The 24678-nt window shown below is 49.3% G+C and carries 28 protein-coding genes; all 28 read left to right on the top strand.

The annotated features are described in order from the left end of the window. The first annotated feature begins 19 nt into the window (after positions 1 to 19). Positions 20 to 961: a tyrosine recombinase XerC gene (gene xerC / locus JNE38_RS17970; protein WP_203255018.1), complete on the top strand. Its 942-nt coding sequence runs from the start codon at positions 20 to 22 to the stop codon at positions 959 to 961. A 16-nt stretch (positions 962 to 977) separates the two neighbouring features. After that, on the top strand, positions 978 to 1520 hold the full coding sequence (hslV, locus tag JNE38_RS17965) for an ATP-dependent protease subunit HslV (protein ID WP_203255017.1): 543 nt from the start codon (positions 978 to 980) through the stop codon (positions 1518 to 1520). Positions 1521 to 1540: 20 nt separating this feature from the next. Further along, a complete protein-coding gene (gene hslU, locus JNE38_RS17960; protein ID WP_275296582.1) occupies positions 1541 to 2941 on the top strand; it encodes an ATP-dependent protease ATPase subunit HslU in 1401 nt (466 codons plus the stop codon). A gap of 42 nt (positions 2942 to 2983) precedes the next feature. Further along, the gene (gene codY, locus JNE38_RS17955) at positions 2984 to 3763 is read left to right on the top strand and encodes a GTP-sensing pleiotropic transcriptional regulator CodY (RefSeq protein ID WP_203255016.1); all 780 of its coding nucleotides are present in this window, start codon (positions 2984 to 2986) and stop codon (positions 3761 to 3763) included. A gap of 374 nt (positions 3764 to 4137) precedes the next feature. Then, a complete protein-coding gene (gene flgB / locus JNE38_RS17950; protein WP_203255015.1) occupies positions 4138 to 4551 on the top strand; it encodes a flagellar basal body rod protein FlgB in 414 nt (137 codons plus the stop codon). Between the two features lie 3 nt (positions 4552 to 4554). Then, a complete protein-coding gene (flgC, locus tag JNE38_RS17945) occupies positions 4555 to 5013 on the top strand; it encodes a flagellar basal body rod protein FlgC (protein ID WP_203255014.1) in 459 nt (152 codons plus the stop codon). A gap of 18 nt (positions 5014 to 5031) precedes the next feature. Continuing rightward, positions 5032 to 5331, top strand: a complete 300-nt coding sequence (gene fliE / locus JNE38_RS17940; protein WP_203255013.1) for a flagellar hook-basal body complex protein FliE — start codon at positions 5032 to 5034, stop codon at positions 5329 to 5331. 31 nt (positions 5332 to 5362) lie between these two features. Then, positions 5363 to 6946, top strand: coding sequence for a flagellar basal-body MS-ring/collar protein FliF (gene fliF / locus JNE38_RS17935; protein WP_203255012.1), 1584 nt, complete (start codon positions 5363 to 5365; stop codon positions 6944 to 6946). Positions 6947 to 6959: 13 nt separating this feature from the next. After that, the gene (gene fliG, locus JNE38_RS17930) at positions 6960 to 7973 is read left to right on the top strand and encodes a flagellar motor switch protein FliG (protein WP_203255011.1); all 1014 of its coding nucleotides are present in this window, start codon (positions 6960 to 6962) and stop codon (positions 7971 to 7973) included. Continuing rightward, a complete protein-coding gene (locus JNE38_RS17925; RefSeq protein WP_203255010.1) occupies positions 7957 to 8775 on the top strand; it encodes a FliH/SctL family protein in 819 nt (272 codons plus the stop codon). Before fliG ends, JNE38_RS17925 begins: the two co-directional genes overlap by 17 nt. Continuing rightward, positions 8772 to 10091, top strand: a complete 1320-nt coding sequence (fliI, locus tag JNE38_RS17920) for a flagellar protein export ATPase FliI (protein ID WP_203255009.1) — start codon at positions 8772 to 8774, stop codon at positions 10089 to 10091. Before JNE38_RS17925 ends, fliI begins: the two co-directional genes overlap by 4 nt. A gap of 1 nt (position 10092) precedes the next feature. Beyond that, positions 10093 to 10539, top strand: coding sequence for a flagellar export protein FliJ (gene fliJ, locus JNE38_RS17915; RefSeq protein WP_203255008.1), 447 nt, complete (start codon positions 10093 to 10095; stop codon positions 10537 to 10539). A 12-nt stretch (positions 10540 to 10551) separates the two neighbouring features. Beyond that, positions 10552 to 11463: a MotE family protein gene (locus JNE38_RS17910; RefSeq protein ID WP_203255007.1), complete on the top strand. Its 912-nt coding sequence runs from the start codon at positions 10552 to 10554 to the stop codon at positions 11461 to 11463. A 66-nt stretch (positions 11464 to 11529) separates the two neighbouring features. Further along, a complete protein-coding gene (locus tag JNE38_RS17905) occupies positions 11530 to 12756 on the top strand; it encodes a flagellar hook-length control protein FliK (RefSeq protein ID WP_203255006.1) in 1227 nt (408 codons plus the stop codon). A gap of 24 nt (positions 12757 to 12780) precedes the next feature. Next, positions 12781 to 13170 (top strand): TIGR02530 family flagellar biosynthesis protein, encoded by a 390-nt coding sequence (locus JNE38_RS17900; RefSeq protein WP_203255005.1) that lies wholly within the window; start codon positions 12781 to 12783, stop codon positions 13168 to 13170. 101 nt (positions 13171 to 13271) lie between these two features. Further along, positions 13272 to 14090 (top strand): flagellar basal body rod protein FlgG, encoded by an 819-nt coding sequence (flgG, locus tag JNE38_RS17895; RefSeq protein WP_203255004.1) that lies wholly within the window; start codon positions 13272 to 13274, stop codon positions 14088 to 14090. Positions 14091 to 14160: 70 nt separating this feature from the next. Beyond that, positions 14161 to 14382, top strand: coding sequence for a flagellar FlbD family protein (locus tag JNE38_RS17890; protein ID WP_203255003.1), 222 nt, complete (start codon positions 14161 to 14163; stop codon positions 14380 to 14382). Positions 14383 to 14396: 14 nt separating this feature from the next. Next, positions 14397 to 14852 carry a flagellar basal body-associated FliL family protein gene (locus JNE38_RS17885; RefSeq protein ID WP_203255002.1) on the top strand — a complete coding sequence of 152 codons (456 nt, stop codon included), beginning with the start codon at positions 14397 to 14399 and terminating at the stop codon, positions 14850 to 14852. A gap of 40 nt (positions 14853 to 14892) precedes the next feature. Further along, positions 14893 to 15888, top strand: a complete 996-nt coding sequence (gene fliM / locus JNE38_RS17880; protein ID WP_203255001.1) for a flagellar motor switch protein FliM — start codon at positions 14893 to 14895, stop codon at positions 15886 to 15888. After that, positions 15881 to 17248, top strand: coding sequence for a flagellar motor switch phosphatase FliY (gene fliY / locus JNE38_RS17875; protein WP_203255000.1), 1368 nt, complete (start codon positions 15881 to 15883; stop codon positions 17246 to 17248). Before fliM ends, fliY begins: the two co-directional genes overlap by 8 nt. Before the next feature lie 35 nt (positions 17249 to 17283). Next, a complete protein-coding gene (locus tag JNE38_RS17870; protein ID WP_203254999.1) occupies positions 17284 to 17646 on the top strand; it encodes a response regulator in 363 nt (120 codons plus the stop codon). Next, positions 17646 to 18323: a flagellar biosynthetic protein FliO gene (locus tag JNE38_RS17865; protein WP_203254998.1), complete on the top strand. Its 678-nt coding sequence runs from the start codon at positions 17646 to 17648 to the stop codon at positions 18321 to 18323. The genes JNE38_RS17870 and JNE38_RS17865 overlap by 1 nt, the downstream gene beginning before the upstream one ends. Then, the gene (gene fliP / locus JNE38_RS17860) at positions 18320 to 19081 is read left to right on the top strand and encodes a flagellar type III secretion system pore protein FliP (RefSeq protein ID WP_203254997.1); all 762 of its coding nucleotides are present in this window, start codon (positions 18320 to 18322) and stop codon (positions 19079 to 19081) included. The genes JNE38_RS17865 and fliP overlap by 4 nt, the downstream gene beginning before the upstream one ends. Positions 19082 to 19114: 33 nt before the next feature. Beyond that, complete coding sequence (gene fliQ, locus JNE38_RS17855) at positions 19115 to 19384, top strand: flagellar biosynthesis protein FliQ (RefSeq protein ID WP_203254996.1); 270 nt, start codon at positions 19115 to 19117, stop codon at positions 19382 to 19384. A 3-nt stretch (positions 19385 to 19387) separates the two neighbouring features. After that, positions 19388 to 20170 (top strand): flagellar biosynthetic protein FliR, encoded by a 783-nt coding sequence (gene fliR / locus JNE38_RS17850; RefSeq protein ID WP_203254995.1) that lies wholly within the window; start codon positions 19388 to 19390, stop codon positions 20168 to 20170. After that, on the top strand, positions 20167 to 21264 hold the full coding sequence (flhB, locus tag JNE38_RS17845; RefSeq protein ID WP_203254994.1) for a flagellar biosynthesis protein FlhB: 1098 nt from the start codon (positions 20167 to 20169) through the stop codon (positions 21262 to 21264). The genes fliR and flhB overlap by 4 nt, the downstream gene beginning before the upstream one ends. A gap of 18 nt (positions 21265 to 21282) precedes the next feature. Continuing rightward, a complete protein-coding gene (gene flhA / locus JNE38_RS17840; RefSeq protein ID WP_203254993.1) occupies positions 21283 to 23325 on the top strand; it encodes a flagellar biosynthesis protein FlhA in 2043 nt (680 codons plus the stop codon). Continuing rightward, positions 23322 to 24677 (top strand): flagellar biosynthesis GTPase FlhF, encoded by a 1356-nt coding sequence (gene flhF / locus JNE38_RS17835; RefSeq protein WP_203254992.1) that lies wholly within the window; start codon positions 23322 to 23324, stop codon positions 24675 to 24677. The genes flhA and flhF overlap by 4 nt, the downstream gene beginning before the upstream one ends. The last annotated feature ends 1 nt before the right edge of the window (position 24678 follow it).

Below are 24678 nucleotides of genomic sequence, written 5' to 3'. Positions count from 1 at the left end.
CGAGGAGGGTGCATCCCGTATGGACATTTCGCAACAGAACTCTGCGGAAATTGCGATGTTTACCCGTTATTTGCAAGTTGAAAAAAACGCCTCTCCTCACACGGTGAAGCAGTACGTGGCAGATATCCGCGAATTTGTCGCTTTTATGGAACAGCACCAAATCACCGTATTTGCTGCTGTTTCTTATTTGCATGGTCGCTCCTTTCTCGCGCATCTGGCGAAAAAAGGTCTCTCCAGGCGAAGTATCGCCCGCAAGCTTTCGAGCTTGAGAAGCCTGTATCGATTTTTGCTGCGTGAAGGTCAATTGGAACAAAATCCTTTCCAACTCGTTTCGACTCCGAAAATGGAGAAGAAACTTCCTACCTTTTTGTATCCACAAGAAGTTCAAGCGTTTTTTGATCTGCCTGACATGTCCACTCCTCTCGGGGTGAGGGATCGGCTGATTTTTGAACTGTTGTACGCTAGCGGCATACGTGTAACGGAATTGGTCACTCTCTCACTGGATTCGATCAATCCGAGCATGGGCGTCGCGCTCGTTTATGGAAAAGGGGCAAAAGAGCGATATGTGCCGGTAGGAAGTTATGCCTGCGACGTTCTTAGGCAATACCTAGAGTATGGAAGACAAAAACTATTGGCTGGTAACAAGGAGCATGGATATCTACTGGTCAATTACCGTGGTGAGCCGTTGTCAGATCGAAGTGTTCGCCGCGTGGTAGACAAATACGTTGAAACCTACGCGCTTCATCTCCATGTCTCACCTCATACGTTCCGTCATACATTTGCTACTCACATGTTGAACGGGGGCGCTGACCTCCGTACGGTGCAGGAATTACTCGGTCATGTAAATGTATCGACGACGCAGGTATACACACATGTGACAAAAGAGAGGCTACGCCACGTTTACGACACCGCTCATCCGCGTGCTACAACGCGCGATACCGGTTCCGCCAATCGTAACTAAACGGGAGGAATCAGTCATGGGACAGTTTCATGCCACAACGATTTTTGCCATACAGCATAATGGATCCGTAGCGATGGCCGGAGATGGTCAAGTCACATTTGGCAACAGCATGGTCATGAAGCATGGTGCGAAAAAAGTGAGACGGCTCTATCGTGGAGAAGTCTTGGCTGGATTCGCTGGATCTGTGGCAGACGCCATCACGCTATTCGAGAAATTCGAAGGCAAGCTGGAGGAATATCACGGCAATCTGCAAAGAGCAGCCGTCGAGCTGGCAAAAGAATGGCGTTTGGACAAAGTGTTACATCGTCTCGAAGCAATGATGATCGTACTTAACAAAGACCACCTACTGCTCATATCTGGAAACGGTGAAATTATTGAACCCGATGATGGGATATTGGCGATCGGTTCCGGAGGCAGCTTTGCATTGGCTGCTGGACGGGCACTGAAAAAGTATGCTCCCCACCTCAGCGCAAGAGAAATTGCAGAAGCTTCTCTTCATACGGCTGCAGAAATTTGCGTCTTCACGAACAACAACCTTGTTGTGGATGAATTGAATTGAGCAAAAGGGAGGACGTTACTGTGCTGAATCTTGAGCAATTAACCCCGCGTAAGATCGTTGAGCATTTGGACAAATACATCGTCGGGCAAGCACAAGCCAAGAAAGCAATTGCTGTGGCTTTGCGCAACCGTTATCGCCGAAGCCGTTTGCCGGAGCAAATGATTGAAGATGTGATCCCGAAAAATATTTTGATGATTGGACCTACTGGTGTCGGTAAGACGGAGATAGCACGGCGCATCGCCAAGCTGACAGGTGCTCCTTTCATCAAAGTGGAAGCGACCAAATTCACGGAAGTGGGATACGTGGGCAGAGACGTAGAATCCATGGTTCGTGACTTGGTAGAGGCTTCGATTCGTACCGTGAAGCAAGAAAAGATGGAATCCGTAAAGGAAAAAGCGGAAAAGCTTGCACATGAAGCGATCGTAAACGTACTCGTTCCATCGCGCAAACAGCAAAGCTCTTTCAAAAATCCTCTGGAAATGCTCTTCGGTGGACAGCAGCAGCAGCAGCAATCCCAAACGCAGGACCCTGAAGATGCTTCTGTCGAGCAGCAGCGCAGACAGATGGCATGGCAGCTGGCAAACGGCCAATTGGAAGAGCAAATGATCGAGATCGATGTGGAGGATCAATCTCCCACGATGTTTGACATGTTCCAGGTTCCGGGTACAGAACAAATGGGGATGCAAATGCAGGATATGCTGGGTAGCCTGATGCCAAAACGGACGAAGAAACGAAAATTGCGAATAAAAGATGCGCGAAAGGTATTAATTCAACAAGAAGCGCAAAAACTGGTGGATATGGATGAAGTTACGCAGGAGTCCATCCGTCGAGCTGAAAATCACGGGATCATCTTTATCGACGAAATCGACAAAATAGCAGGCAAGGATGGCCGTGGTCCAGATGTTTCCCGAGAAGGGGTACAGCGCGACATTTTGCCAATCGTGGAAGGCTCGACAATCATGACCAAATACGGTCCGGTTAAAACGGATTACGTATTGTTCATCGCAGCAGGGGCATTTCACATGGCAAAACCATCAGATTTAATTCCAGAGCTGCAAGGACGCTTCCCCATTCGGGTTGAGCTGACCAGTCTCCGGGTAGAAGAATTTGTACGGATTTTGACAGAGCCCAAAAACGCGCTGTTGAAGCAGTACATTGCCCTATTGGAGACGGAGGGCGTTCGGGTGGAATTCACCACGGAAGCCATCCAGGAAATCGCCCGCTTGGCAGCGGAGGTAAACCAAAGCACTGACAACATCGGGGCCAGACGTTTGCACACCATTCTGGAGAAGCTCTTGGAGGACCTGTCCTTCGAAGCGCCAGACATTCATTTGGAAGTTGTACAAATCACCCCTGATTACGTCCGGGAAAAACTGGGTAATATCGCGGGTAATAAGGATTTAAGTCAATATATCCTGTAAAGAATCGGATAGCATCACCTATACATTGGGAGGAAATACAAGATGGATCTACTGTCTAAAACAAGAAGAATTAACCGCATGCTGCAAAAATCTGCAGGGCATGCCGTGAATTTCAATGAAATGGCACAAGTGTTGAGCGATGTAATTGAAGCAAATACATTTGTTGTCAGCCGCAAAGGCAAGCTGCTCGGGTTTGCTATTCACCAAGAGATGGACAACGCGCGTATCCGCAAAATGCTGGAAGAGCGCCGTTTCCCGGAAGATTACAGCCAAGGCCTGCTGAAAGTGGAGGAAACTTCCGCTAACCTGGATGTGGATAGCCCATACACCATTTTCCCTGTGGAAATGAAAGAAGTGTTCCGTACCGGCTGGACGACACTCGTACCAATCATGGGTGGAGGAGATCGTCTGGGTACGCTGATTCTCGGCCGAATCAATGACCAATTCGTCGATGACGACTTGATCCTGGCTGAAGTAGGTGCCACCGTAGTAGGTATGGAGATCTTGCGTGAGCGTTCCGAAGCAATTGAAGAAGAAGCTCGCAGCAAAGCAGTCGTGCAAATGGCGATCGGTTCCCTGTCTTACAGTGAACTGGAGGCTGTAGAACACATCTTTGAAGAGCTCGAAGGTAAAGAAGGCCTGCTCGTTGCTTCTAAAATCGCTGACCGTGTAGGCATCACTCGTTCTGTGATTGTAAACGCTCTTCGCAAACTGGAGAGTGCGGGCGTAATCGAGTCGCGTTCCCTTGGGATGAAGGGTACCTTCATTAAGGTATTGAATGAAAAGCTGCTGCCTGAGCTGGAGAAATTAAAAACCTCTTAATCTTGCAAGGCAAAAAAGTTATATAAAATTAAACAAAAGGTGTAGCGCGACTCTGTGCTACACCTTTTGTTATGGGACTTAATACCTAATTTCAACATATTCCGACATATTTATAAGGTTGCAAATGGCGAATTATCTGTCGTTTCCCCTTTCAAATATATGGGATTTTTCCATGAACAATTGTAAAATGCAGTAAAAAATCAGGAAGGATCAGGCATTTAGTGCCATTGAATCATTTTGAAAATCGTCATGAAAAGGGGCTTTTTTCGCTATACCAGTTTTGCTATGATTGTAACGTATCTTAGATGTCGAATATGGAAGAATTATAGCGGTTTAGCGAATCTGAGCAGGAAACAAATGGGGGAGAAGAAGCGATGCTGGGAAGTTATCATACGCAGATCCTCGAGCGATCGATGAATGCTGCAAACCTTCGACACAGAACGATTACAAACAACCTGGCCAACATAGATACCCCACAATTTAAAAGCCAGCAGGTCGTTTTCGAAGAGTACTTACAACAGGAATTATCTGGTGCGCTGGGAAAGCAAAAGCTGGAAGCGTACCGTACAAATGAGAGGCATATTCCTTTCGCAAATGCGGGAGGATTCGCAATGCCGCAGATCGTTTCCAATCCAAACAACATCGTGCAGAACAATGGAAATGATGTCGATTTGGAATCGGAGCAAACCGAACTGGCTAAAAACCAGATCTGGTACAGCGGTCTCACTCAATTAACATCAGGGTCTTACCAAAAAATAAGAAGCGTAATTGACGGTGGAGGGAAATAGGGAATGAGTCTATTTCAGGGAATCAACACGAGTGCTTCGGCACTGACAGCCAACCGGCTTCGTCTGGATACGATCGCTTCCAACATTGCAAACGCGGAAACCACCAGAGCTAACTTCGTGAATGGCGTATGGCAACCCTACAAGCGAAAAATGGTGGAGCTTTCTCCCAAATCCGGCGAGTCGTTTGATAATCTGCTTCAAGCGGCAGTTGGAAACATTACTGGGAAAAACGGTGACCAGGGTGTCAGAGTCACAGCCATCAAGGAAGATGAGACCCCGTTCAAACGGGTGTATGATCCTTCTCATCCAGATGCTGACCAAGACGGCTACGTTCTCATGCCGAATGTGGACATGATGAAAGAAATGGTGGACATGATTTCTGCCTCCCGTTCGTACGAGGCGAATATCACCGCGTTGAACGCAACGAAAAACATGATGATGAAAGCCTTGGAAATCAGATAGAGAGGGAGAAAGTAATCGATGGAGATCAACACGATTTCAGGGTTAAGCCCCATTCAGACTTCAAGTGCGGCCAAAACGCAGACTCCAGCTCAAGTGACGAAAGAGTTTGGATCTTTTCTCTCGGATGCGATGAATCAAGTCAACCAGGCACAAGTGGAATCGGCTGTTTTGGGCGATAAGTTTGCTGCAGGTCAAATCGACAGCATTGATCAAGTGATGGTTGCCGGTTTAAAAGCTTCGAACATGTTGCAGATGACCTTACAGGTACGTAACAAGGTGATCGAGTCTTATCAAGAAATTATGCGAATGTCGATATGATTTGTTGTTGGTATCCTGTGAGAGGTGAATCATGAACGAACGTATAGCAGTATTCAGAGAACAGCTTGCGTCAAAATGGAACCAGTTTTCCAAAAAACAGAAATGGATGATCGCAGGAATTTCCTTGTTTCTGCTCATCTCACTCGGACTATACATATACATTGCATCACAGCCGGTGTACACACCGCTCTACAATCAGAGACTGAGTGAACAAGAAATCGGAACGATCAAACAAGAGCTGGAGAGCTCACAAATTCCTTATCGCATTACAGGAAATGGGACAGGCATCGAGGTTCCTGAAAAAATGGCTCAGGATGTCATAGTTGACTTGGCAGCACAAGGAATACCGAGCGAGGCGGGAATTAATTCGGAGGTCTTTTCCAACACATTGGGTGTAACAGATCGTCAATTCGATGTGATGAAAAAGGAAGCCCTTCAGCAGGAATTGCGAAAGATGCTGGAGAGAGTAAAGGGAGTACGCAATGCGCAGGTAATGATTACTCTGCCGCAAGAAAGCGTTTGGGTAACGGAAACTCCTGACACAGCGACCGCATCCGTGATCGTTGATGTGGAGCCGGGTACGACTTTGGATCAAAAACAAATCAACTCTCTGTATCTTCTAGTATCTCGAAGTGTTCCAAAACTTCCGATGGAAGCGATCGCGATCACCGACCAATATTCCAACCCGTTGGAGCGCGCGGATACGAACGAAAATGAAGGAACGCTGAGCGGCTTTAAGCAGCAAGAAGAGATCAAAGCAGAGGTAGAGAAAAAAATTCAGCAAAATCTGTACAACCTACTCGGAACGATCATGGGTAGAGACAAAGTGATCGTCCATACGTTCATCAAAATGAACTTTGATAAGGAAAACCGCGTAGAAAATCTCGTGGAAGCCCCTGACAAAGAAAACAACGAAGGACTTATTATCTCATCTCAAAAATTATCAAAGACATTTTCCGGTCAAGGTGCTCCTCCAGGGGGAGTCGCAGGTACAGGTGCAAACGCCGTTCCGAGTTACCCTGCTAGCACGCCGGCGGGAAGCAACAGCAATTACGAAGAACTGAATGACACCATTAACCGTGAAGTGAATCGAATCACTCGCAACGTCACGATGAGCCCGTACAAAATTGAAGACGTAACGATCAACGTAGGGGTTGAGCCGCCAACAGGTGGCACGTTGGACGATGCGACGATTGAAAGCATCAAGCAAGTCTTGCGCAATGTTGTGCGTGTGACGCTTAGCAACGAAGGAATTGAGCTGACACAGGAAGAGCTGGACAAGCATATTTCCGTCCTGCCGCGTCAATTCTCTGGCAAAGTAGCTGTGGAAGACTCCAGTTCTCTGAGCCCTGCCGTTCTTTGGACAGTTGGAGGTATTGCGGTACTCGCTCTTGCGGCCGTGGCATTCCTCTTACTCCGCCGACGTAAACAGGCAAAACAGCTCGAGGAAGAAGAAGTAGATCTGCTGTCACCTACGCAGCCGATGGAAATCCCGGATTTGATGTATCAAGAAGACGGGGATCAGGTCGTGGTCAGGAAGCAGTTGGAAAAATTGGCGAAAAGCAAGCCGGATGAGTTTGTTGTACTGCTTCGTACATGGTTAGCAGAAGACTAAGGAGTGAAAGATAATGGCTCGCGGCGCTAAAGAGTTGACTGGACGACAGAAAGCGGCTATCCTGCTCATCTCACTCGGGCCGGAAATCTCCGCCCAAGTGTTTAAGCACTTGCGTGAAGATGAGATCGAGCAATTGACATTGGAGATTGCCAATGTCCGAAAAGTGGATACCGATGAAAAAGATAAAATCTTAGCCGAATTTCATCAAATCGCAGTAGCGAAAGAAGTCATTTCACAAGGTGGTATTACGTACGCCAAAGAAATTTTGCAAAAAGCCTTGGGCGAAACGAAAGCAATGGACATCATCAATCGTCTTACCGCCAACCTGCAGGTGCGACCGTTTGACTTTGCTAGGAAAGCGGATCCTGGTCAGATCCTCAACTTTATACAAAATGAGCATCCACAAACAATTGCATTGGTGTTGTCTTACTTGGAAGCTCAGCAAGCAGCAATGATCTTGTCCGCACTGCCTCAAGAACGTCAGGCAGAAGTCGCAAAGAGAATCGCAATGATGGACAGTACATCGCCTGAAGTGATTGCCCAGGTAGAGCAAGTCTTGGAGCAAAAGCTTTCTGCCACTGTTACGCAAGATTACACGCAAGCGGGTGGTATTGAAGCGATTGTCGCTGTACTCAATGGTGTCGATCGAGGAACCGAGCGCACGATCCTGGATTCCTTGGAAATTCAAGACCCAGAGCTGGCAGAAGAAATCAAGAAGCGCATGTTCGTGTTCGAAGACATTGCTACATTGGACAACCGTTCCATCCAGCGTGTCATCCGTGATGTGGAGAATGCAGACCTTCAGCTTTCACTCAAAGTGTCGAGCGAAGAAGTGCGTGAGGTTATTTTCCGCAACATGTCCAAACGGATGGCCGACACCTTCAAAGAAGAAATGGAGTTCATGGGGCCTGTTCGACTTCGCGACGTGGAAGAAGCACAATCCCGTATCGTTGCCATTATCCGTCGCCTAGAGGAAGCCGGTGAGATCATCATCGCTCGCGGTGGAGGAGATGATATCATTGTCTAGGATCATCAAGGCCTCTTTTTATCAGCCTTCAGACGATTCTGTGCTCCTTGCAGTAACGCCGTCACCACTAAAGACGGAAGTTGATCCTGAAAGGTTGCAAGAAAATCAAAAAATTTTAAGCGCAGCCGAATCGGAGGCGCAAATCATCATACAGGACGCGGAAGAAACCGCTCAAAAAATATTGCAACAAGCCGTAGAGCAAGCGGAACAAGCAAAGCAAAACGCATTGCTAGAAATCGAGAACTGGTGGGAGCAAAAGCGGATGGACGCCGCGGCGCTGTTCCAAGAAGTACACGAACAAGCCGGCAGAGAAGGGCATGAAGCCGGTTATGAAGCTGGAAAGCAGCTAGCGTATGAAGAAGAAACGGGAGCGATCAAAAAAGCGAAGAAGCTTCTGGAAGATGCATTTTTGCAGAAAAAGCAAATCCTTGCAGAAGCCGAACCGTTTCTGGTGGAACTGAGTACCGAGATTGCGAAAAAAGTCATTACGACAGAGCTGCAGCATTCTCCGGAGCACGTGCTCGAAATCGCAAAAAAAGTGATGCGTCGCTCCAGAGTCCACGGACATATAACGGTATGCGTGAATCACAAGCATTACGATTACGTCCAAGATCATCGGGCACAGCTGCTGGAGCTGCTCGATGGACAAGCAGAGCTCTCCATATACCCGGATTATACCGTGCAAGATGGCGGATGCGTCGTACGGACCCCATTGGGCAGCGTGGATGCGCGAGTGGATACCCAGCTGTCCGAGATCAAGCAGGCTTTGCTCGAAATCGCCCGAGGAAGTGAAGCCCCATGAGCATCATCGATCTTTCGAAGTACAAGCACGCCCTGATGGGAGTAGATCCCATGCGAGTGAACGGAAAGGTCACACAAGTCGTAGGACTCACCATCGAGTCGCAGGGACCCGAGGTGAAGCTCGGGGAGATTTGTAACCTGTTTCCTAGCAATAGCCAGGAGCCGATCATCGCAGAGGTCGTAGGGTTTCGTGGAAACAAAGTACTGCTCATGCCTCTGGGTGAGCTGACAGCGATTGGACCCGGATGTGATGTCGTTGCAACGGGAAGGTCGTTGGAGGTGAAAGTAGGGCCTGAAATACTAGGTTCTGTTCTGGATGGGCTGGGTCGGCCCTTTCAAGGCTCATTACCATTTGGGCTCACAACCTACCCTACGAACAACATGCCGCCGAATCCCATCCTCAGGCCGCGGATCAAGGAAGCGCTCAGTGTAGGCGTTCGTGCTATCGACGGGCTGCTTACCATCGGGAAAGGACAACGCGTAGGGATTTTCGCAGGTTCAGGGGTCGGGAAGAGTACGCTCATGGGAATGATTGCCAGAAATACAACTGCAGATATCAACGTGATCGGCCTTATTGGTGAGCGCGGACGTGAAGTCATGGAGTTTATCGAGCGTGATCTTGGGGAAGAAGGACTGAAGAAATCAGTCGTCGTGGTAGCCACCTCCGATCAACCTGCCATGATTCGAATCAAAGGGGCCATGATTGCCACCTCGATCGCTGAATACTTCCGGGACCGCGGCATGAACGTCATGCTCATGATGGACTCCGTTACGCGCTTTGCGATGGCACAGAGGGAAGTGGGGCTGGCGATTGGCGAGCCACCAGCCACTCGAGGCTATACGCCTTCCGTGTTTGCATTATTGCCAAAGCTGATGGAAAGAGCGGGGACGGCTGACCGAGGAAGTATCACGGCCTTTTACACGGTGCTTGTGGATTCGGATGACATGAATGATCCCATCGCCGATGCCGTGCGCGGGATTCTAGACGGTCATATCGTTCTAGATCGAAAAATCGCACACAAGGGACAATTCCCCGCGATAGATGTGCTGGCCAGTGTCAGCCGGGTCATGACGGAAATTGTCAGTGATAATCACATGGAAGCAGCGAGGCAGTTAAAGAGGCATATGGCAACCTTTCGGGATGCAGAAGACCTCATTAATATCGGAGCGTACAAGCCGGGTACAAATCGGGAAATTGATGCGGCGATCCGCTATCGGGATGTCATCCGCGATTTTACCGGACAGGGAACTCATGAACCTTCAACCTTAGAGAGTGCGATAAAAGCGTTGACCGCAAATTTCGGAGGAGTGAACTAACGTGGCTGTGTTTCAGTTTCATCTTCAAAAAGTTCTGGATCTGAAAGAAAAGGAGAAAGAACAGGCGGAATGGGCCTTCGGCAAGTCCGTCCAGCGAAAAAATGAAGAAGAATGGAAGCTGTTTCGCCTTCATGAGCATCATGACGAAATGTCGCTGCTCCTCCAAAATGCGCAGACGCAAACGTGCAGTGCTGCGCAGCTCATTCAGATCACGCAGTACAAGCAATCCGTAGAAAGATCGATCAAAAATCAGCAGCGGACTTTGCATGGATGCGAGCAAGATGTGGAACGCTGTCAGTCTCGATTGACGGAGAGAATGAAGGAATCCCAGCTCTGGCAGCGTCTGAGAGAGCGGTCCCACACTCAATTCATGGACATGCAAAAGCAGCGGGAACAAAAAGAATTGGACGAAATCGGCACCCAGCTCTATCTTCGTCGAAGCAACTGAGGGAGGTACCAGATGGAAGAGATCCAAGAAGAACGGGAGTACGGCCGCTGGGAATGGTTTTTTTACATGATTGTCATTCCTGCATTGTTTGCCAGTCTCCTTGGCGGTGTGCTTCTCAGTTTGCTGGGGGTCAACGTGCTGGGGAACGTGCTCCATTGGGCCAAGTCTGTACCGTATGTGGAAAAACTGGTCCCAGACGAATATGCAGCGGCTCCCGGCTCTGATCCGAAAGAAGAATTAACCAAGCAAGTTTCTACCCTGCAAAATGATCAACTGAAAAGTCAGCAAGCTGTTTCTTCATTAAAGGAAGAAACGGCGAAGAAGGATGCCACCATCCAGGCGCTGGAAAAACAAGTGCAGGATCTTCAAAAGATGATGGAAGACAAGCGTGCCACAGAAGAGGAGCGCCAGCAGCAGTTTGCGGATTTGGCAAAGGTATACACCACCATGTCTGCAAAAAATGCAGCAGCGATCATAGAAAACCTCAGCCAGGAAGAATCGGTAACCGTCATGACCAAGATGAAACCCACCCAGCGTGCAGACATTTTGTCGAAAATGGATCCGAAAAAAGCGGCTGACATTTCCATCATGCTAAAGGATTCGGTAGTGAACAAAGATGATGACATTGCTGCTTTGCAAGAAAGAGTGCAGGTGTTGAGCAAAGCATTGAGTGAAACCAGGAACAGCTCAGGAAGCAACAGCGACACCAAGGAATCCTTGATCAATTCCTTCGCCCAAATGCCGGCAGCTGATTCTGCTGCAGTGATCCGGTCCTTGATGCAAACAAACAAGGCGAGAGCCATCTCGATCTTGTCTGACATGCCGGATGATAAACGGGCACAAACTCTCGCAGCGATCGCACAGGAAGACAAGAAGAAAGACGACAACCTGGCAGCGCGCATTACCGAGGAGTTGCTTCGATAAAAGACGGCGAAAGCTGATCTGCTATCGTTTTCATAGCAACAAAAATACATAAGGGAGGTGAATGAGATGAATGTAGCGAATGTGGCAACCCCGGTAGGTGCTTCCGGAACGGTAACGGCGTCTGCGGGAAACACGACAGGAAGCGGCAGTGCAGGCCTCGGAGATCTGTTCTCGATGCAAATGGTTCAGGCTTTGCAGAACATGCCAGCATCGGATGAGCTTGCTATTGCGCCAGATGGTTTGAATGATGAGGACATGGAAGCTTTGCAAGAGCTGATGGCCTTGATGGCCCAGATGCTCGCGACGGGCCAAAAACTTCCGGATGAGCTTGCCTCTAAGATGGAAGAAAAAGCTGGTGCAATCGACCAGCTGCTTCAGAAAGCGCAAGGTCAATTTCCTCAGATCACAGAAGATTGGAAGCAGCTTCTATCCAAGCTGACGAATGGCGATCCGACATCAGAGGAAATGGAAAAGCTCACTCAGCTTCTAGATGCCCTGAAAAACCAGAAAAGTGAGCAAGAGACAGGGAAGAAAAGCACGGTAATCCTACGCTCGGATCTTGTCGGAAACGGAAGCACCTTACAGCAGGACGCAAACAAAAACATTCAACCATTGCGTTTTCATCAAGGGCTGTCCGCGTACAAAGCAGAAGCAGGCATTCCATCTCAATCGGTGCAACCAGTCTTGCAGGATTCAGGCTTGTTGAATCAGGATAGCCAGGAAAACGGTGGTATGCCGTTCGGCACCACACAAGGCCAAGTAACAACGACGAATCAGGTGCAAACAAGCCAGGCTCAGCAGCAAGCGAACGTGCCTTTCCATCAAGTTCACGCCAATCAATTGACCCAGCAAGTGACACAGGTTTTTGTGAAGCAAATGAAGCTGACACAGGTGAATGGGCTTCACGAAGCCAAGCTGATCTTGAACCCGCAGTCGCTGGGTCAAGTGGATGTGACGATCACATCGCACAATGGCGTCATTACCGCGCACTTCTCAGCGGAAACACAAGCAGGAAAAGATTTGCTCGACAACCAGCTGCCGCAGCTTCGGGCCGCACTGACCCAGCAGGGCTTGCAAGTAGATCGCCTCGAAGTGAATCAACAGCAGGAAGCGACATTTGGATTCCAGCAGCAACGAGAACAGGCTAGACAACAACAGGATCACAACCGCAAGAGGGACGAGCAGGAAGATCAGGAATTCGCACTGGATGCTCTGGTAGACAACACAGAATCGACAGAATCGTTATGGAATCGCCTGCGTGAAACCGCACGAGGCATCAACGATATCGTCTAGGAATGGAATAAAGGAGGAAACACGATGAACCAGTTTCGTGTATCGCAAACCTACTTCCCTCCGAAAACGAATCACGTCAACAAAGCTACTGCCCAGACAGCTCAGGGAAGCGGCATATCGTTTCAACAGTTTTTGACGGAATCACTGGGGGCAAAAGCGCAGCCGCTCAGTGTGAGCCAGCACGCCGTCAATCGTCTGAGGGAACGGGGAATCACATTAGATGCCCCTCAAATGGAACGTTTGGAAACGGCTGTCCAAAAAGCCGCTGCCAAAGGTGCAAAAGAGTCTCTCATTCTGATGGATAATGTGGCGTACGTCGTGAGCATCGTAAACCGGAAGATCATCACGGCTGTCGACGATGGCAGCATGAAAGACAATGTATTCACCAATATCGACAGTGCCATCTTCGTGTAGTATGCAGCAACATGCGGGCTGGACCTCGCATGAGGAAGCCCAGCGGTTACCGACCGACAGAGGTAATCGTAACGAGGAAAAAGCAGAGGAGGATACAAATTATGCTTCGTTCTATGTACTCGGGTATTTCGGGTTTGCGTGGTTTCCAGACGAAACTGGACGTGATCGGGAATAACATCGCAAACGTAAATACGGTAGGCTTTAAAAAAGGTCGTGTCATGTTCCAGGATATCCTGAGTCAAAACATCCAGGGTGCAAGCGCTCCTACAGATGGCGGAAAAGGAGGTACGAACCCGACTCAGATCGGTCTCGGCGCATCGATCGGGTCGATTGACACGGTTTTCTCCGCAGGCAGCCCCATGACTACCAACCTGCCAACGGACCTGTCCATCGAAGGGGATGCATTCTTTATGGTAAGCCCCGACGATGGAGCGACCATGTACTATACACGTGCGGGTAACTTCACACGTGATGCTCAAGGATTCCTGGTCAACCCCCAAGGGATGAAACTGATGAACTCGGACGGTGGAGCGATTCAGCTCAATCAGGCTGACGGCATTGTTTCCTACTCGATTGGGAAAGACGGTGTGATTACTACCGTCGACGATACCGGGGCTTTGGCTTCCGACAACACGGTTGGTCTGATGACATTCAACAACCCAGGCGGACTGAAAAAGGTCGGAAACTCGCTGTATGAAAACACTGTCAACGCCGGTGCTCGTGACGACGATCCGATGACACCAACCAACGCGACCGATGCACGAGTGAGCATCATCGCAGGTCAGCTGGAAATGTCCAACGTCGATTTGTCAGAGGAGTTTACCGAAATGATCGTTGCACAGCGCGGTTTCCAGGCAAACTCTCGCATCATCACGACTTCCGACTCGGTTTTGGAAGAACTCGTAAACCTGAAACGCTAATCGCGTAACGGATGAGCATGGGGAAGCGGCATAAAGCTGCTCCCTTGCTCCCTGCCGAAAGGAGCAGCTGATGATCAAGTTGACACGATTTAACGGTGCGATTTTTTATCTGAATATCACGCATATCGAGACGGTGGAGGCTACTCCCGATACGGTGATTACTCTGTTCAACGACAGGAAGTACATCGTCAAAGATTCGGCAGAGTCAATCGCAGAACGTGTCCGAGCCTTTTATCAAAATGTTCCTCCGGCCAGTAGTGCTCCGAGAATGCCGGACGATGCAAATGAATAGCGGGAGGCTTTGCGATGTTTCAAAATCGTTTGTTTAACATGGCTCTAATCATTATCATCGCGATATCGCTTCTGGGCGTAATTTCGTTCGTGCTCTGGCAAACCTATCTCTCTCCGACATCTCAGTCTGCCAGCAGTGCGGAAAAAGAAATCGAACCACTCTCTGCGAAAGAGATGAAAGAATACTCCGTGGATACGGGGGAAATTACAACCAATTTGCTGACGAACAATTACATGATCGTTCGCTTTACGATTACAGCAGATAACTCTGATGCAAAAACAGAGCTGGAGCAGCGGCTGCCGCAGATCAATCAAGTCATCATCAAAACATTGGCAGGCTTGACACCGGAGGACATCAAAGGGACTGAGGGCGTCAACAAGCTGGAAGCGAAGATCATGAATGAAATCAGCTCCCTGATGCAAGAAGGTAAAATCGTGCAAGTAGTGACGACCAAACGTGTCTTGTCCTAGGGCAGCGATGCAGGTATACATAGCAAGGAGGTGACGATAGATGGCCGAGGTTCTCTCACAAAGTGAGATTGATGCACTGTTGGCTGCTCTCTCATCGGGGGAGATGGACGCTAACGAGCTGAAAAAAGAAGAGACTGAGCGCAAGGTTAAAGTATATGACTTTAAACGTGCGTTGCGTTTTTCCAAAGATCAGATCCGTGGTCTGACGCGTATTCATGAAAACTACGCGCGGCTGTTGACGACGTATTTTTCCGCTCAGCTCCGTACCTTCGTGCAAATTACGGTTGCCTCCGTCGATCAATTACCGTATGACGAGTTTATTCGTTCCATACCCAAGATGACTATTCTCAACATCTTTGAAGCGCCGCCATTGGAAGGTCGAATGGTCCTGGAAGTGAATCCTAACATCGCTTACACCATGCTCGATCGTCTATTGGGTGGGCAGGGTGCGATACCTGAAAAAATGGGCGCCCTTACGGAAATTGAAACAACGGTAATGGAGCGTGTGTTTGGCAAAGCGCTGGACACATTCCACGAGGCATGGAAACAAATTATCGAACTAGATCCATACCAAGAAGGCCTGGAGATGAATCCGCAATTTATGCAGATCGTCTCTCCCAATGAAATCGTCGTCGTAATTTCATTCAGCACGAAAATCGGGGATACGACCGGCATGATCAACCTGTGCTTGCCGCACGTCGTTCTCGAGCCGATCATGACGAAGCTTTCCGGACAATACTGGTTTTCCAAGCAGAAAAAGACGCGGGACGAAGAAGAGCGTCTCCGCGTGGAAGAGCGGGTAAAGACGGCGAAGCTGCCGATTGTCGCAGAGATGGGAACGGCTACGATTTCGGTCAGAGACTTTCTTCAGCTTCAACAAGGTGATGTCATTCAACTGGATCAGTCGATCGATAACAAGCTTAAAATCAAAATCGGCAGCCATCTGAAATTCCTCGGACAGCCGGGTACGCTTAAAGGGAAAGTTGCCGTGCAGATTGATGAAGTCATAGAGGAGGGGGAGGAACACAATGAGTAGAGACATGCTTTCTCAGGACGAGATTGACGCGCTGCTCCGCGCGAACAACTTGGTAGAGGATGAAGAGGAAGCTGATTCGGTAGTCAGTCAGGATGTTGCCGAATACCTATCCCCATTTGAACAGGATGCTCTCGGAGAAATCGGAAACATTTCATTCGGCAGCGCAGCGACAGCGCTATCTACGCTGCTCAGCCAAAAGGTTGACATTACGACCCCGACGGTTACCGTAGTGAACGTGAGCGAGCTGGAAAGCGAGTTCCCCATCCCTCACGTCGCCGTACACGTGGAGTACACAGACGGATTCGTAGGAAAGAACGTGCTTGTGATCCGCATGGAAGACGCAGCAGTGATTGCCGATCTGATGATGGGTGGCGGGGGAAATCCAGACAACACAGAGCTCTCTGAGCTGCACATCAGCGCTGTACAAGAGGCCATGAACCAGATGATGGGTTCTGCTGCGACGTCGATGTCGACGATCTTTAACCAGTTCATCAACATTACTCCACCTGGTATCGACGTGATGGATCTTGCTCAAGGAAAGGGCGGGGACAGCTTTAAGGATGACGACAGTCCGTTGGTCAAAGTTTCGTTCCGATTAAAAGTGGGTGAGCAGGGTGAGTTGATTGACTCAAACATCATGCAGCTTTTGCCGCTTTCCTTCGCGAAAAAGATGATCGATCGACTCGTCGGCGGTACGGAGGAAGAGGTCGCAGCAGCGGCAGCCGTCGTTGAAATGCCAAGCATACCAGCCATTCCCCAACCAGCTGCACCGGCTGCGACACCGCAAGCACAGCCTGAACATGCATACGTGCCACCAGCTGCACCACCGCAGCCTCAGCCTATGTATGAACAGCCTCCGATGGGTTACGCACCACCGCCTATGTACGCACAACCGATGGGATACCCGGGACAGCCCGCCTACCCAGATCCATACATGCAGCATGCGATGCCACCAGGTTATGCTCCGTATCCTCCGGCCTATCCACAGGCACCTGTGCCTCAGGCTCCACAGCATTTTGGAGGACCTGCCGCTAGCCAAGCAAACGTGAAACCAGCGCAATTTGCGCCGCTTGGTGGTGCTCCTATGGTAGGGGGAGACGAGCAAAACTTAAACCTGCTTCTCGATATACCTTTGCAAGTGACAGTCGAGCTTGGACGCACCAAGAAATTAATCAGAGAAATCCTTGACTTGTCTGCTGGATCAATTATACAGTTGGACAAGCTGGCAGGTGAGCATGTCGACATTTTGGTAAACAACAAGTTGATTGCCAAGGGTGAAGTAGTCGTAATCGATGAAAACTTCGGTGTACGTGTCACAGATATCATCAGTCAGTTCGATCGAGTTCAAAAATTACAATAATCCATTCAACAGTGAAGCATTGGGAGGAGCTAATCATGTCAAACAAAGTATTAATCGTGGATGATGCAGCATTCATGCGCATGATGATCAAGGAGATTTTGTCTAAAAACGGCTACAGCGTAGTTGGGGAAGCGAGCGACGGCGCACAGGCGATCGAGAAATACAAAGAACTGGGGCCTGACCTGGTCACCATGGACATCACCATGCCGGAAATGGACGGTATTGCCGCTTTGAAGGAAATCAAGAAGATCGACCCGAACGCACGCGTCATCATGTGCTCCGCGATGGGTCAGCAAGCCATGGTAATTGATGCGATTCAGGCGGGCGCAAAAGATTTCATCGTGAAGCCGTTCCAAGCTGATCGCGTATTGGAAGCGATCAAGAAGACATTGAGCTAATGATGAAATTCCGGAATGTAGGGACAGGGCTCATCTGGGTTTGTTGTCTCATCATGCTGCTTGTCGCCTCCCTTCCTGTCACGGCTTCAGCTGAAGGTACTGTCGCTGATTCCTACAACCAGGGGAATGCACCAAAGAGCAATGCGCCCGCCGGCGGCGAACAGCCGGCGGCCATTCCGGGCAGCGGATCCGGCAGTATGTGGGGATACTTGCTGCAAGTTATTTTCTCACTCGGATTCATCGCTGTGCTCATCTACCTGTTGCTTCGATTTTTAGGCAAAAGACAAATGGGACAGAGTCAGGGACCGATTAAAGTCATTTCAGCAGCTGCGCTTGGAAATGGAAAGACGATGCAGGTTGTCATGATTGGCGAGACTCTCTATATCGTCGGAGTCGGTGAAAATGTCCAACTCCTCAGAATGATCGAACCTGGTGAAGAAGCTGATCTCATTTTATCTGATGCAGAAATCAAGCCGATGTCTTCCCCATTCTCCGTAAGCTGGCTGCCATTTGGGAAAAAGAAGCCGGTCGAAGAAGAAATCTTGTATGCGTCGGATGTGGATGGGCGATCGTTCCAAGACCTTCTGAAAGGAAAGTGGAATGAAGTCCAAAAACGACCGATTCAAACGGATGTATGGACCAAAGAGGATGCTCAGGACAGAGGGGACCTAAAATGAAACATGTATTGCAGGTGCTCGTGATTGCCGCTGTGCTGCTGGCTTTGCCAAACATCGTAATGGCAGCTCCCGTGGGAACACCGCTTGTTCCGAGCATTGATTTGAAAATTGGCGGCGGAACTGGGACGCCGCAGGAAACGTCCTCGGCGATTCAAATCTTGCTGATCTTGACGGTCTTGTCTGTAGCTCCCGCGATTTTGCTGCTCATGACGAGCTTTACCCGGATCGTGATCGTCTTGTCATTTGTACGCAATGCACTGGCGACTCAACAAATGCCCCCCAACCAGGTTCTGGTTGCCTTGGCACTCTTCATGACCTTTTTTATCATGGCTCCGACTCTTGGCAAGGTCAATGAGACGGCCGTTCAGCCGTTCATGGCAGGGAAGATCACCCAGCAGCAGGCTTTTGACACCGCAGTGATTCCTTTTAAAGAATTTATGGCAAAGCAAACAAGGGAAAAAGACTTGGCTTTATTTCTGGAATATACCAAGTCGGAAAGGCCCAAGACCATTCAGGATATTCCCCTGAGTGCACTGGTTCCGGCCTATGCCATCAGTGAGTTGAAAACGGCATTTCAAATCGGCTTTATGATCTTTATTCCATTCCTTGTCATTGATATGGTCATCTCCAGTATTCTGATGGGGATGGGGATGATGATGCTTCCGCCGGTCATGATTTCCTTACCCTTTAAAATCTTGTTGTTCATCATGGTAGATGGCTGGTACTTGGTCGTTAAATCGCTCTTGATCAGTTTTTAGGTACATTCCAGAGGGTCTGAGGAGGTAGAGAGCATGACACAAGAATTATTGATGCAGATTGCCCAGAGCTCAGTCTATACCATCCTGCTGCTATCGGCACCTGCCCTGGGAATTGCCTTGCTGGTCGGATTGATTGTCAGCGTATTCCAGGCAACGACACAAATTCAGGAGCAGACGCTCGCATTCATTCCAAAAATCCTGGCGGTCTTCATCACACTGTTGACTGTTGGACCGTGGATGCTGCGAGTGATGCTTGATTTTACGATGGGAATCTTCGGAAACCTCCATCGATTTGTTGGATAGCCTATGAATCTTTTTTTCATGTACCTGCCCATCTTTTTACTTGTGTTTGTCAGAATGAGTGCTTTTTTTGTAGCGGCTCCCTTCTTCTCGATCAAAGGCGTCCCCAATCAGTTCAAGATCGCTTTGGCTTTCGTCATGGCGATGATCAGCTTTCAATACATACCCGTCCAAGGACAGATTCCTCTGGATTTGACTTTCATCCTGCACGTGTGCAAGGAAGCGTTGGTAGGAGTCATCCTCGGATTCATTTGTGAGCTGATGTTTGTAGCCGTTCAGGTAGCCGGCGGATTGATGGACATGCAAATGGGGCTTGCGATGGCCAATGTCATCGACCCGCGGACAGGGGCTTACGTTCCGATCACAGGTAACTTCAAAAACATCCTGGCTACGCTGTATTTTTTTAGTATCAATGGACACCACATGCTCATCCGGGGAATCATCAAAAGCTATGAAGCCATCCCTGTAGAGGCGGCGTGGGCTGCATTTGGCAGTGAACAAGTCATGTTGACTGCTGTAAAAGTCTTTCAAAATATGTTTCTCAGTGCTTTTATGATGGCGGCACCGATCGTTGTCGCATTGTTTTTGGTGGATCTCTCTCTGGGGATCATCGCGAAATCAGTACCGCAGTTTAATATTTTCGTAGTAGGTCTTCCTATTAAAATGCTTGCAGGCTTTCTGTTGTTGATTGTGGTGATGCCCGCTTTCCTGCTGACCTTGAGTGGACTTTTCGAAAGTATGTTCCGGGCGCTCGCAGAAATGATGAACATGCTCGGAGGCACACCATGATGAGAATCAAGCTTCGTTATCCGGTTGATTTGCAATTTTTCAATGGGGAAAAGACCGAAAAAGCAACACCCAAGAAAAAAGAAGATGCAAGGAAAAAAGGGCAGGTTGCCAAAAGTCAGGATTTGTCACCGGCAATTGCACTGACATCCTTTTTCTTTCTCTTAATCATGCTCGGCTCAAGCATGCTGGCCACCTTTCAGAACATCATGCGCGAGTCGTTGATAACCTTCACGACGTGGCAGGTCAACGAAGAGAATCTGAAGGTGATGGTTTCGCAGCTAGCTTTTGAAGCTTTCAAAATCGTGGGGCCAGTTTTAGGAGTTTCGCTGCTCGTTGCTTTTGCTGTGAACTACATGCAGGTCGGTTGGTTGCTGACCACTGAACCACTCCAGATGAAGCTGGAAAAGTTAAATCCGATTGAAGGCGCAAAACGTATTTTTTCACTGCGTTCCATCGTGGAACTGCTCAAATCTTTGCTGAAAATCAGCGCGGGTATTTTTGTTGCCTATACGATTTTATGGAACACCAAAGATCAGGTGGTGCAGCTCTCTCTGAAGTCTTTGGGTACGGTTTTATCCTTTACGGCAGGCGAGGTCGCCAAGCTCGGAATTTACCTCGGATTGCTGTTATTCGTCTTAGCGGTTTTGGATTACGCCTATCAGCGCTACGAACATGAGAAAAATCTACGGATGTCCAAACAAGACCTGAAGGATGAACACAAACAGGCAGAAGGGGATCCGCTGATTAAAGGAAAGATTCGTGAAAGGCAGCGCAGCATGGCGATCAGACGGATGATGCAGGAACTGCCAAAGGCGGATGTGATTATTACGAACCCGACGCACTTCGCGGTTGCCATCCGATATGATGCGAGTGCCATGAGCGCTCCGACGGTAATAGCGAAAGGACAAGACTACCTTGCATTAAAAATCAGAGAAGTGGCCAAAAAACACCGGATCGTAACGATGGAAAACAAGCCCTTGGCCAGGGCTCTCTATAGTCAGGTTGAAATTGGACAACAAATTCCCGAAGAATTGTTTAAAGCGGTAGCGGAAGTTCTCGCGTACGTGTACAAGCTGCAGGGGAAAGCGAAATAAGAGAAAGGGGAATGAACAGTGGGATTCAAGTTCAAGGAAATAGGCACAATCCTATTCGTTATAAGCATTGTAGTCATGATGGTCATCCCACTCCCTCCCGGCCTGCTTGACTTGCTTCTAATCCTCAATATCTCCCTTGCGTTGACGATTTTGCTCGTGTCCATGTACACAAAGGAAACGCTGGAGTTCTCCATTTTCCCCACAGTCCTGCTCATTACGACCCTTTTTCGTCTGGCTCTGAATGTATCCACCACCCGGAACATTCTCTCCCACGGCGAAGGAGGCAAAGTGATTGAAACCTTTGGGGATTTTGTCGTTGGCGGTAACCAGGTTGTTGGTTTCGTTGTGTTTCTCATCTTGATCATCATTCAATTTATCGTGATTACCAAAGGTTCGGAACGTGTGGCTGAGGTAGCGGCACGCTTTACCTTGGACGCGATGCCAGGGAAGCAGATGAGTATTGACGCCGACTTAAACGCTGGAATGATTACGGAAGCAGAAGCGCGGACCAGACGGAAAAAGATTGAAAACGAAGCGGACTTCTACGGCGCGATGGATGGTGCCAGCAAATTCGTAAAAGGGGATGCCATCGCCGGAATCATCATCTTTATCGTCAATATTATCGGGGGCTTCATCATCGGGATGCTCGTTCACGACATGAGCTTTGCCGAGTCAGCATCCCGTTTTACGACCATGTCCGTCGGGGATGCGCTGGTCAGCCAAATCCCGGCTCTGTTGATCTCGACAGCAGCCGGTATCATCGTGACGCGTTCCACTTCCGGCGAAGGTCTCGGGGAAGATATCACCAAGCAAATGTTCAGCTTTCCGCGTCTGCTCTACATCGTATCCGGATGCATGCTCTTGCTGGGGCTCTTTACACCGATTGGCTTGCTCCCTGTACTCCCCGTAGCAGGGATCATGGGCTTTGCTGCCTGGAAGCTGAGTAACAAGCAGAAAATGGAAATGCTCGAGTCTGCTGACAAAGTGGAAGAACAACAGATTGAAGAGGTTCGCAGTCCCGAGAGTGTGGTCAATCTGCTGCAGGTCGATCCGATCGAATTCGAATTCGGCTATGGCTTGATTCCATTGGCGGACGTGAAGCAGGGCGGCGATCTGCTCGACCGAGTCATCATGATCCGCAGACAAATTGCGCTGGAAATGGGGATTGTCGTTCCGGTGATCCGCATTCGCGATAATATCCAGCTTCGACCGAATGAGTACATGATCAAGATCAAAGGGAACCAGGTTGCAAAAGGGGAAATCATGCTGGATCACTATTTGGCAATGAGTCCCGGAATTGAAGATGATTCCATTGTTGGAATAGAAACGGTAGAACCTGCGTTTGGATTGCCGGCATTATGGGTAACAGAAGAGAATAAGGAGATTGCGGAGCTCTCCGGCTACACGGTAGTCGACCCGCCATCCGTTGTCGCCACTCATTTGACAGAAATCATCAAGCGCCACGCCCACGAGCTATTGGGCCGTCAGGAGACGCGGGCACTGATCGACAATGTGAGAGAGACGGCGCCGGTATTGGTGGACGAGCTGATTCCAGGAGCTCTTACCATCGGCGATGTGCAAAAGGTGCTGCAAAAGCTGCTGCGTGAAAAAGTATCGGTTCGCAATTTGACTGTCATTCTTGAGGCTCTGGCAGATCATGCCATGTACACCAAGGATCCAGAAATCCTGACGGAGTACGTGCGCCAAGCGATGTCAAGACAGATTACGCTGCAGTTTACCGAGCCTGGACAGCCGCTGCGTGTACTCACAGCAGGAGCCGGACTGGAAAAAGCAATCTCCGAGCACGTCGAGCAATCCGAGCAAGGAAGCTACTTGGCGATGGATCCGGAAACGTCACAGCGGATTTATCAGACAATGTCTGCAGAGGTAGGAAAGATGATCAACTCGGGGCAGCAGCCTATCATTCTTTCTTCTCCAGCCGTTCGTATGTATCTTCGCCAGCTGCTAGATCGGATGATGCCGGACGTTCCCGTTTTGTCATACAGCGAGCTGGAGCCACATGTTGAAGTGCAAAGCGTAGGGATGGTGAATATTTCGTGAGAGTGAAACGTTACATAGTCGATTCGATGCCAGAGGCGCTGGACAAGATCAGAGTGGATTTGGGAAAGGATGCCGTCATTTTAAACTCGAAACAGGTGAAAACCGGCGGACTGTTTGGAATGTTCGGCAAGATGCGAATTGAAGTGATTGCAGCAGTAGACGAGAAGGCATCTGAGAATGAAAAAACTCAGGGTCCCAGTAAGAATCGACAGATGGACGCTATCACTCGACCACAAGCCGGAACGTATACGGCAAAACAGGCGTATCGAAAGGCTGCAGCTTTGCAGCAGGAGTCAGTGGAGGGGGGAGCGGTCGCCGTACAGGAGCGGAACCCCGGAGTGACTTTAGCCGCAGAGGAATCGAAGGGGGATCCTCGCGCAGCGGAGTTTGCCGAAGCGCTGAGAGAGGAGCCTGCCACGGTGCCATCATCAAAACCGCTTCCGTCCACGAACAGGCAGGATCACTTGACGGCTGCAGCAGCTGGGTCGGACGAGCTGGCGAACGAAGTGAGAGGCATGAGGCAAATGTTCCAAAAGCTGCTCGTCAACGATCTGAACCACCAGCTTCCAGTCGCCATCCAAGAGATCCGTACCCGTCTAGTGGAGCAGGGCGTATCCGAGGAAGTTATCGCAGAAATCCTGAAACAGCTGATGGAACAGACAACTCCTGGTCATGAGTGGCAATTCGATGAAGCGCGAGACGCTTGCAGGAAAATCGTGACGGAGATGCTCGCTTCCAAGGTGCATACCCCAGTAAAGCTGGAGCGCTCTGTACACTATGCTTTCTTCTTTGGTCCAACAGGGGTGGGAAAAACCACTACGATCGCCAAAATGGCAGCAAACAGCATGCTGAAGGATAAAAGAAAGATTGGCTTCATTACTGCGGATACGTATCGAATGGCTGCTGTTGAGCAATTGAAAACGTACGCGAACATCCTCAATGTTCCTATGGAAGTCGTCTTTCAGCCTAAGGAAATGCTGACTGCGATGGAAAGACTGAGTGACTGCGATTTGATTTTTGTCGACACGGCTGGACGCAATTTCCGAAATGATGAGTACGTACAAGGGATTCGGGAATTGGTGGAACACGGATCAAACAGCGTCAACTACTTGGTGCTCAGCTTGACTTCCAAGTACAGCGACATGAAAGCCATCATTCAAAACTTTTCGGAAGTACCTGTCAAGCAAGTGATCTTCACAAAGGCGGACGAGACACAGAGCTACGGGACCATCCTGAACGTCGCTGAGGAAATGAAGCTATCCCTTTCCTATATAACGACCGGTCAAAATGTTCCGGATGACATCGTAGTGGCGACTCCCGTGCTCATATCGTCGATGGTAGTGGGAGACTGAA

It is taken from the genome of Brevibacillus choshinensis (assembly GCF_016811915.1).
Lineage (GTDB): Bacteria > Bacillota > Bacilli > Brevibacillales > Brevibacillaceae > Brevibacillus > Brevibacillus choshinensis_A.
Note: the sequence above shows the minus strand (reverse complement) of the source record. Positions and strands in the feature narration are given on the sequence as shown.

Excerpts from the sequence above, each read along its gene's own strand:
- fliG (WP_203255011.1), top strand. The coding sequence starts at position 6,960 with ATGGCTCGCGGCGCTAAAGAGTTGACTGGACGACAGAAAGCGGCTATC.
- JNE38_RS17905 (WP_203255006.1), top strand. The coding sequence starts at position 11,530 with ATGAATGTAGCGAATGTGGCAACCCCGGTAGGTGCTTCCGGAACGGTA.
- JNE38_RS17885 (WP_203255002.1), top strand. The coding sequence starts at position 14,397 with ATGTTTCAAAATCGTTTGTTTAACATGGCTCTAATCATTATCATCGCG.
- hslV (WP_203255017.1), top strand. The coding sequence starts at position 978 with ATGGGACAGTTTCATGCCACAACGATTTTTGCCATACAGCATAATGGA.
- flhB (WP_203254994.1), top strand. The coding sequence starts at position 20,167 with ATGATGAGAATCAAGCTTCGTTATCCGGTTGATTTGCAATTTTTCAAT.
- fliM (WP_203255001.1), top strand. The coding sequence starts at position 14,893 with ATGGCCGAGGTTCTCTCACAAAGTGAGATTGATGCACTGTTGGCTGCT.
- codY (WP_203255016.1), top strand. The coding sequence starts at position 2,984 with ATGGATCTACTGTCTAAAACAAGAAGAATTAACCGCATGCTGCAAAAA.
- flgG (WP_203255004.1), top strand. The coding sequence starts at position 13,272 with ATGCTTCGTTCTATGTACTCGGGTATTTCGGGTTTGCGTGGTTTCCAG.
- JNE38_RS17890 (WP_203255003.1), top strand. The coding sequence starts at position 14,161 with ATGATCAAGTTGACACGATTTAACGGTGCGATTTTTTATCTGAATATC.
- fliI (WP_203255009.1), top strand. The coding sequence starts at position 8,772 with ATGAGCATCATCGATCTTTCGAAGTACAAGCACGCCCTGATGGGAGTA.
- fliF (WP_203255012.1), top strand. The coding sequence starts at position 5,363 with ATGAACGAACGTATAGCAGTATTCAGAGAACAGCTTGCGTCAAAATGG.
- JNE38_RS17870 (WP_203254999.1), top strand. The coding sequence starts at position 17,284 with ATGTCAAACAAAGTATTAATCGTGGATGATGCAGCATTCATGCGCATG.
- flgC (WP_203255014.1), top strand. The coding sequence starts at position 4,555 with ATGAGTCTATTTCAGGGAATCAACACGAGTGCTTCGGCACTGACAGCC.
- JNE38_RS17910 (WP_203255007.1), top strand. The coding sequence starts at position 10,552 with ATGGAAGAGATCCAAGAAGAACGGGAGTACGGCCGCTGGGAATGGTTT.
- fliY (WP_203255000.1), top strand. The coding sequence starts at position 15,881 with ATGAGTAGAGACATGCTTTCTCAGGACGAGATTGACGCGCTGCTCCGC.
- fliE (WP_203255013.1), top strand. The coding sequence starts at position 5,032 with ATGGAGATCAACACGATTTCAGGGTTAAGCCCCATTCAGACTTCAAGT.
- fliQ (WP_203254996.1), top strand. The coding sequence starts at position 19,115 with ATGACACAAGAATTATTGATGCAGATTGCCCAGAGCTCAGTCTATACC.
- JNE38_RS17925 (WP_203255010.1), top strand. The coding sequence starts at position 7,957 with ATGATATCATTGTCTAGGATCATCAAGGCCTCTTTTTATCAGCCTTCA.
- JNE38_RS17900 (WP_203255005.1), top strand. The coding sequence starts at position 12,781 with ATGAACCAGTTTCGTGTATCGCAAACCTACTTCCCTCCGAAAACGAAT.
- fliP (WP_203254997.1), top strand. The coding sequence starts at position 18,320 with ATGAAACATGTATTGCAGGTGCTCGTGATTGCCGCTGTGCTGCTGGCT.
- xerC (WP_203255018.1), top strand. The coding sequence starts at position 20 with ATGGACATTTCGCAACAGAACTCTGCGGAAATTGCGATGTTTACCCGT.
- flgB (WP_203255015.1), top strand. The coding sequence starts at position 4,138 with ATGCTGGGAAGTTATCATACGCAGATCCTCGAGCGATCGATGAATGCT.
- fliR (WP_203254995.1), top strand. The coding sequence starts at position 19,388 with ATGAATCTTTTTTTCATGTACCTGCCCATCTTTTTACTTGTGTTTGTC.
- JNE38_RS17865 (WP_203254998.1), top strand. The coding sequence starts at position 17,646 with ATGATGAAATTCCGGAATGTAGGGACAGGGCTCATCTGGGTTTGTTGT.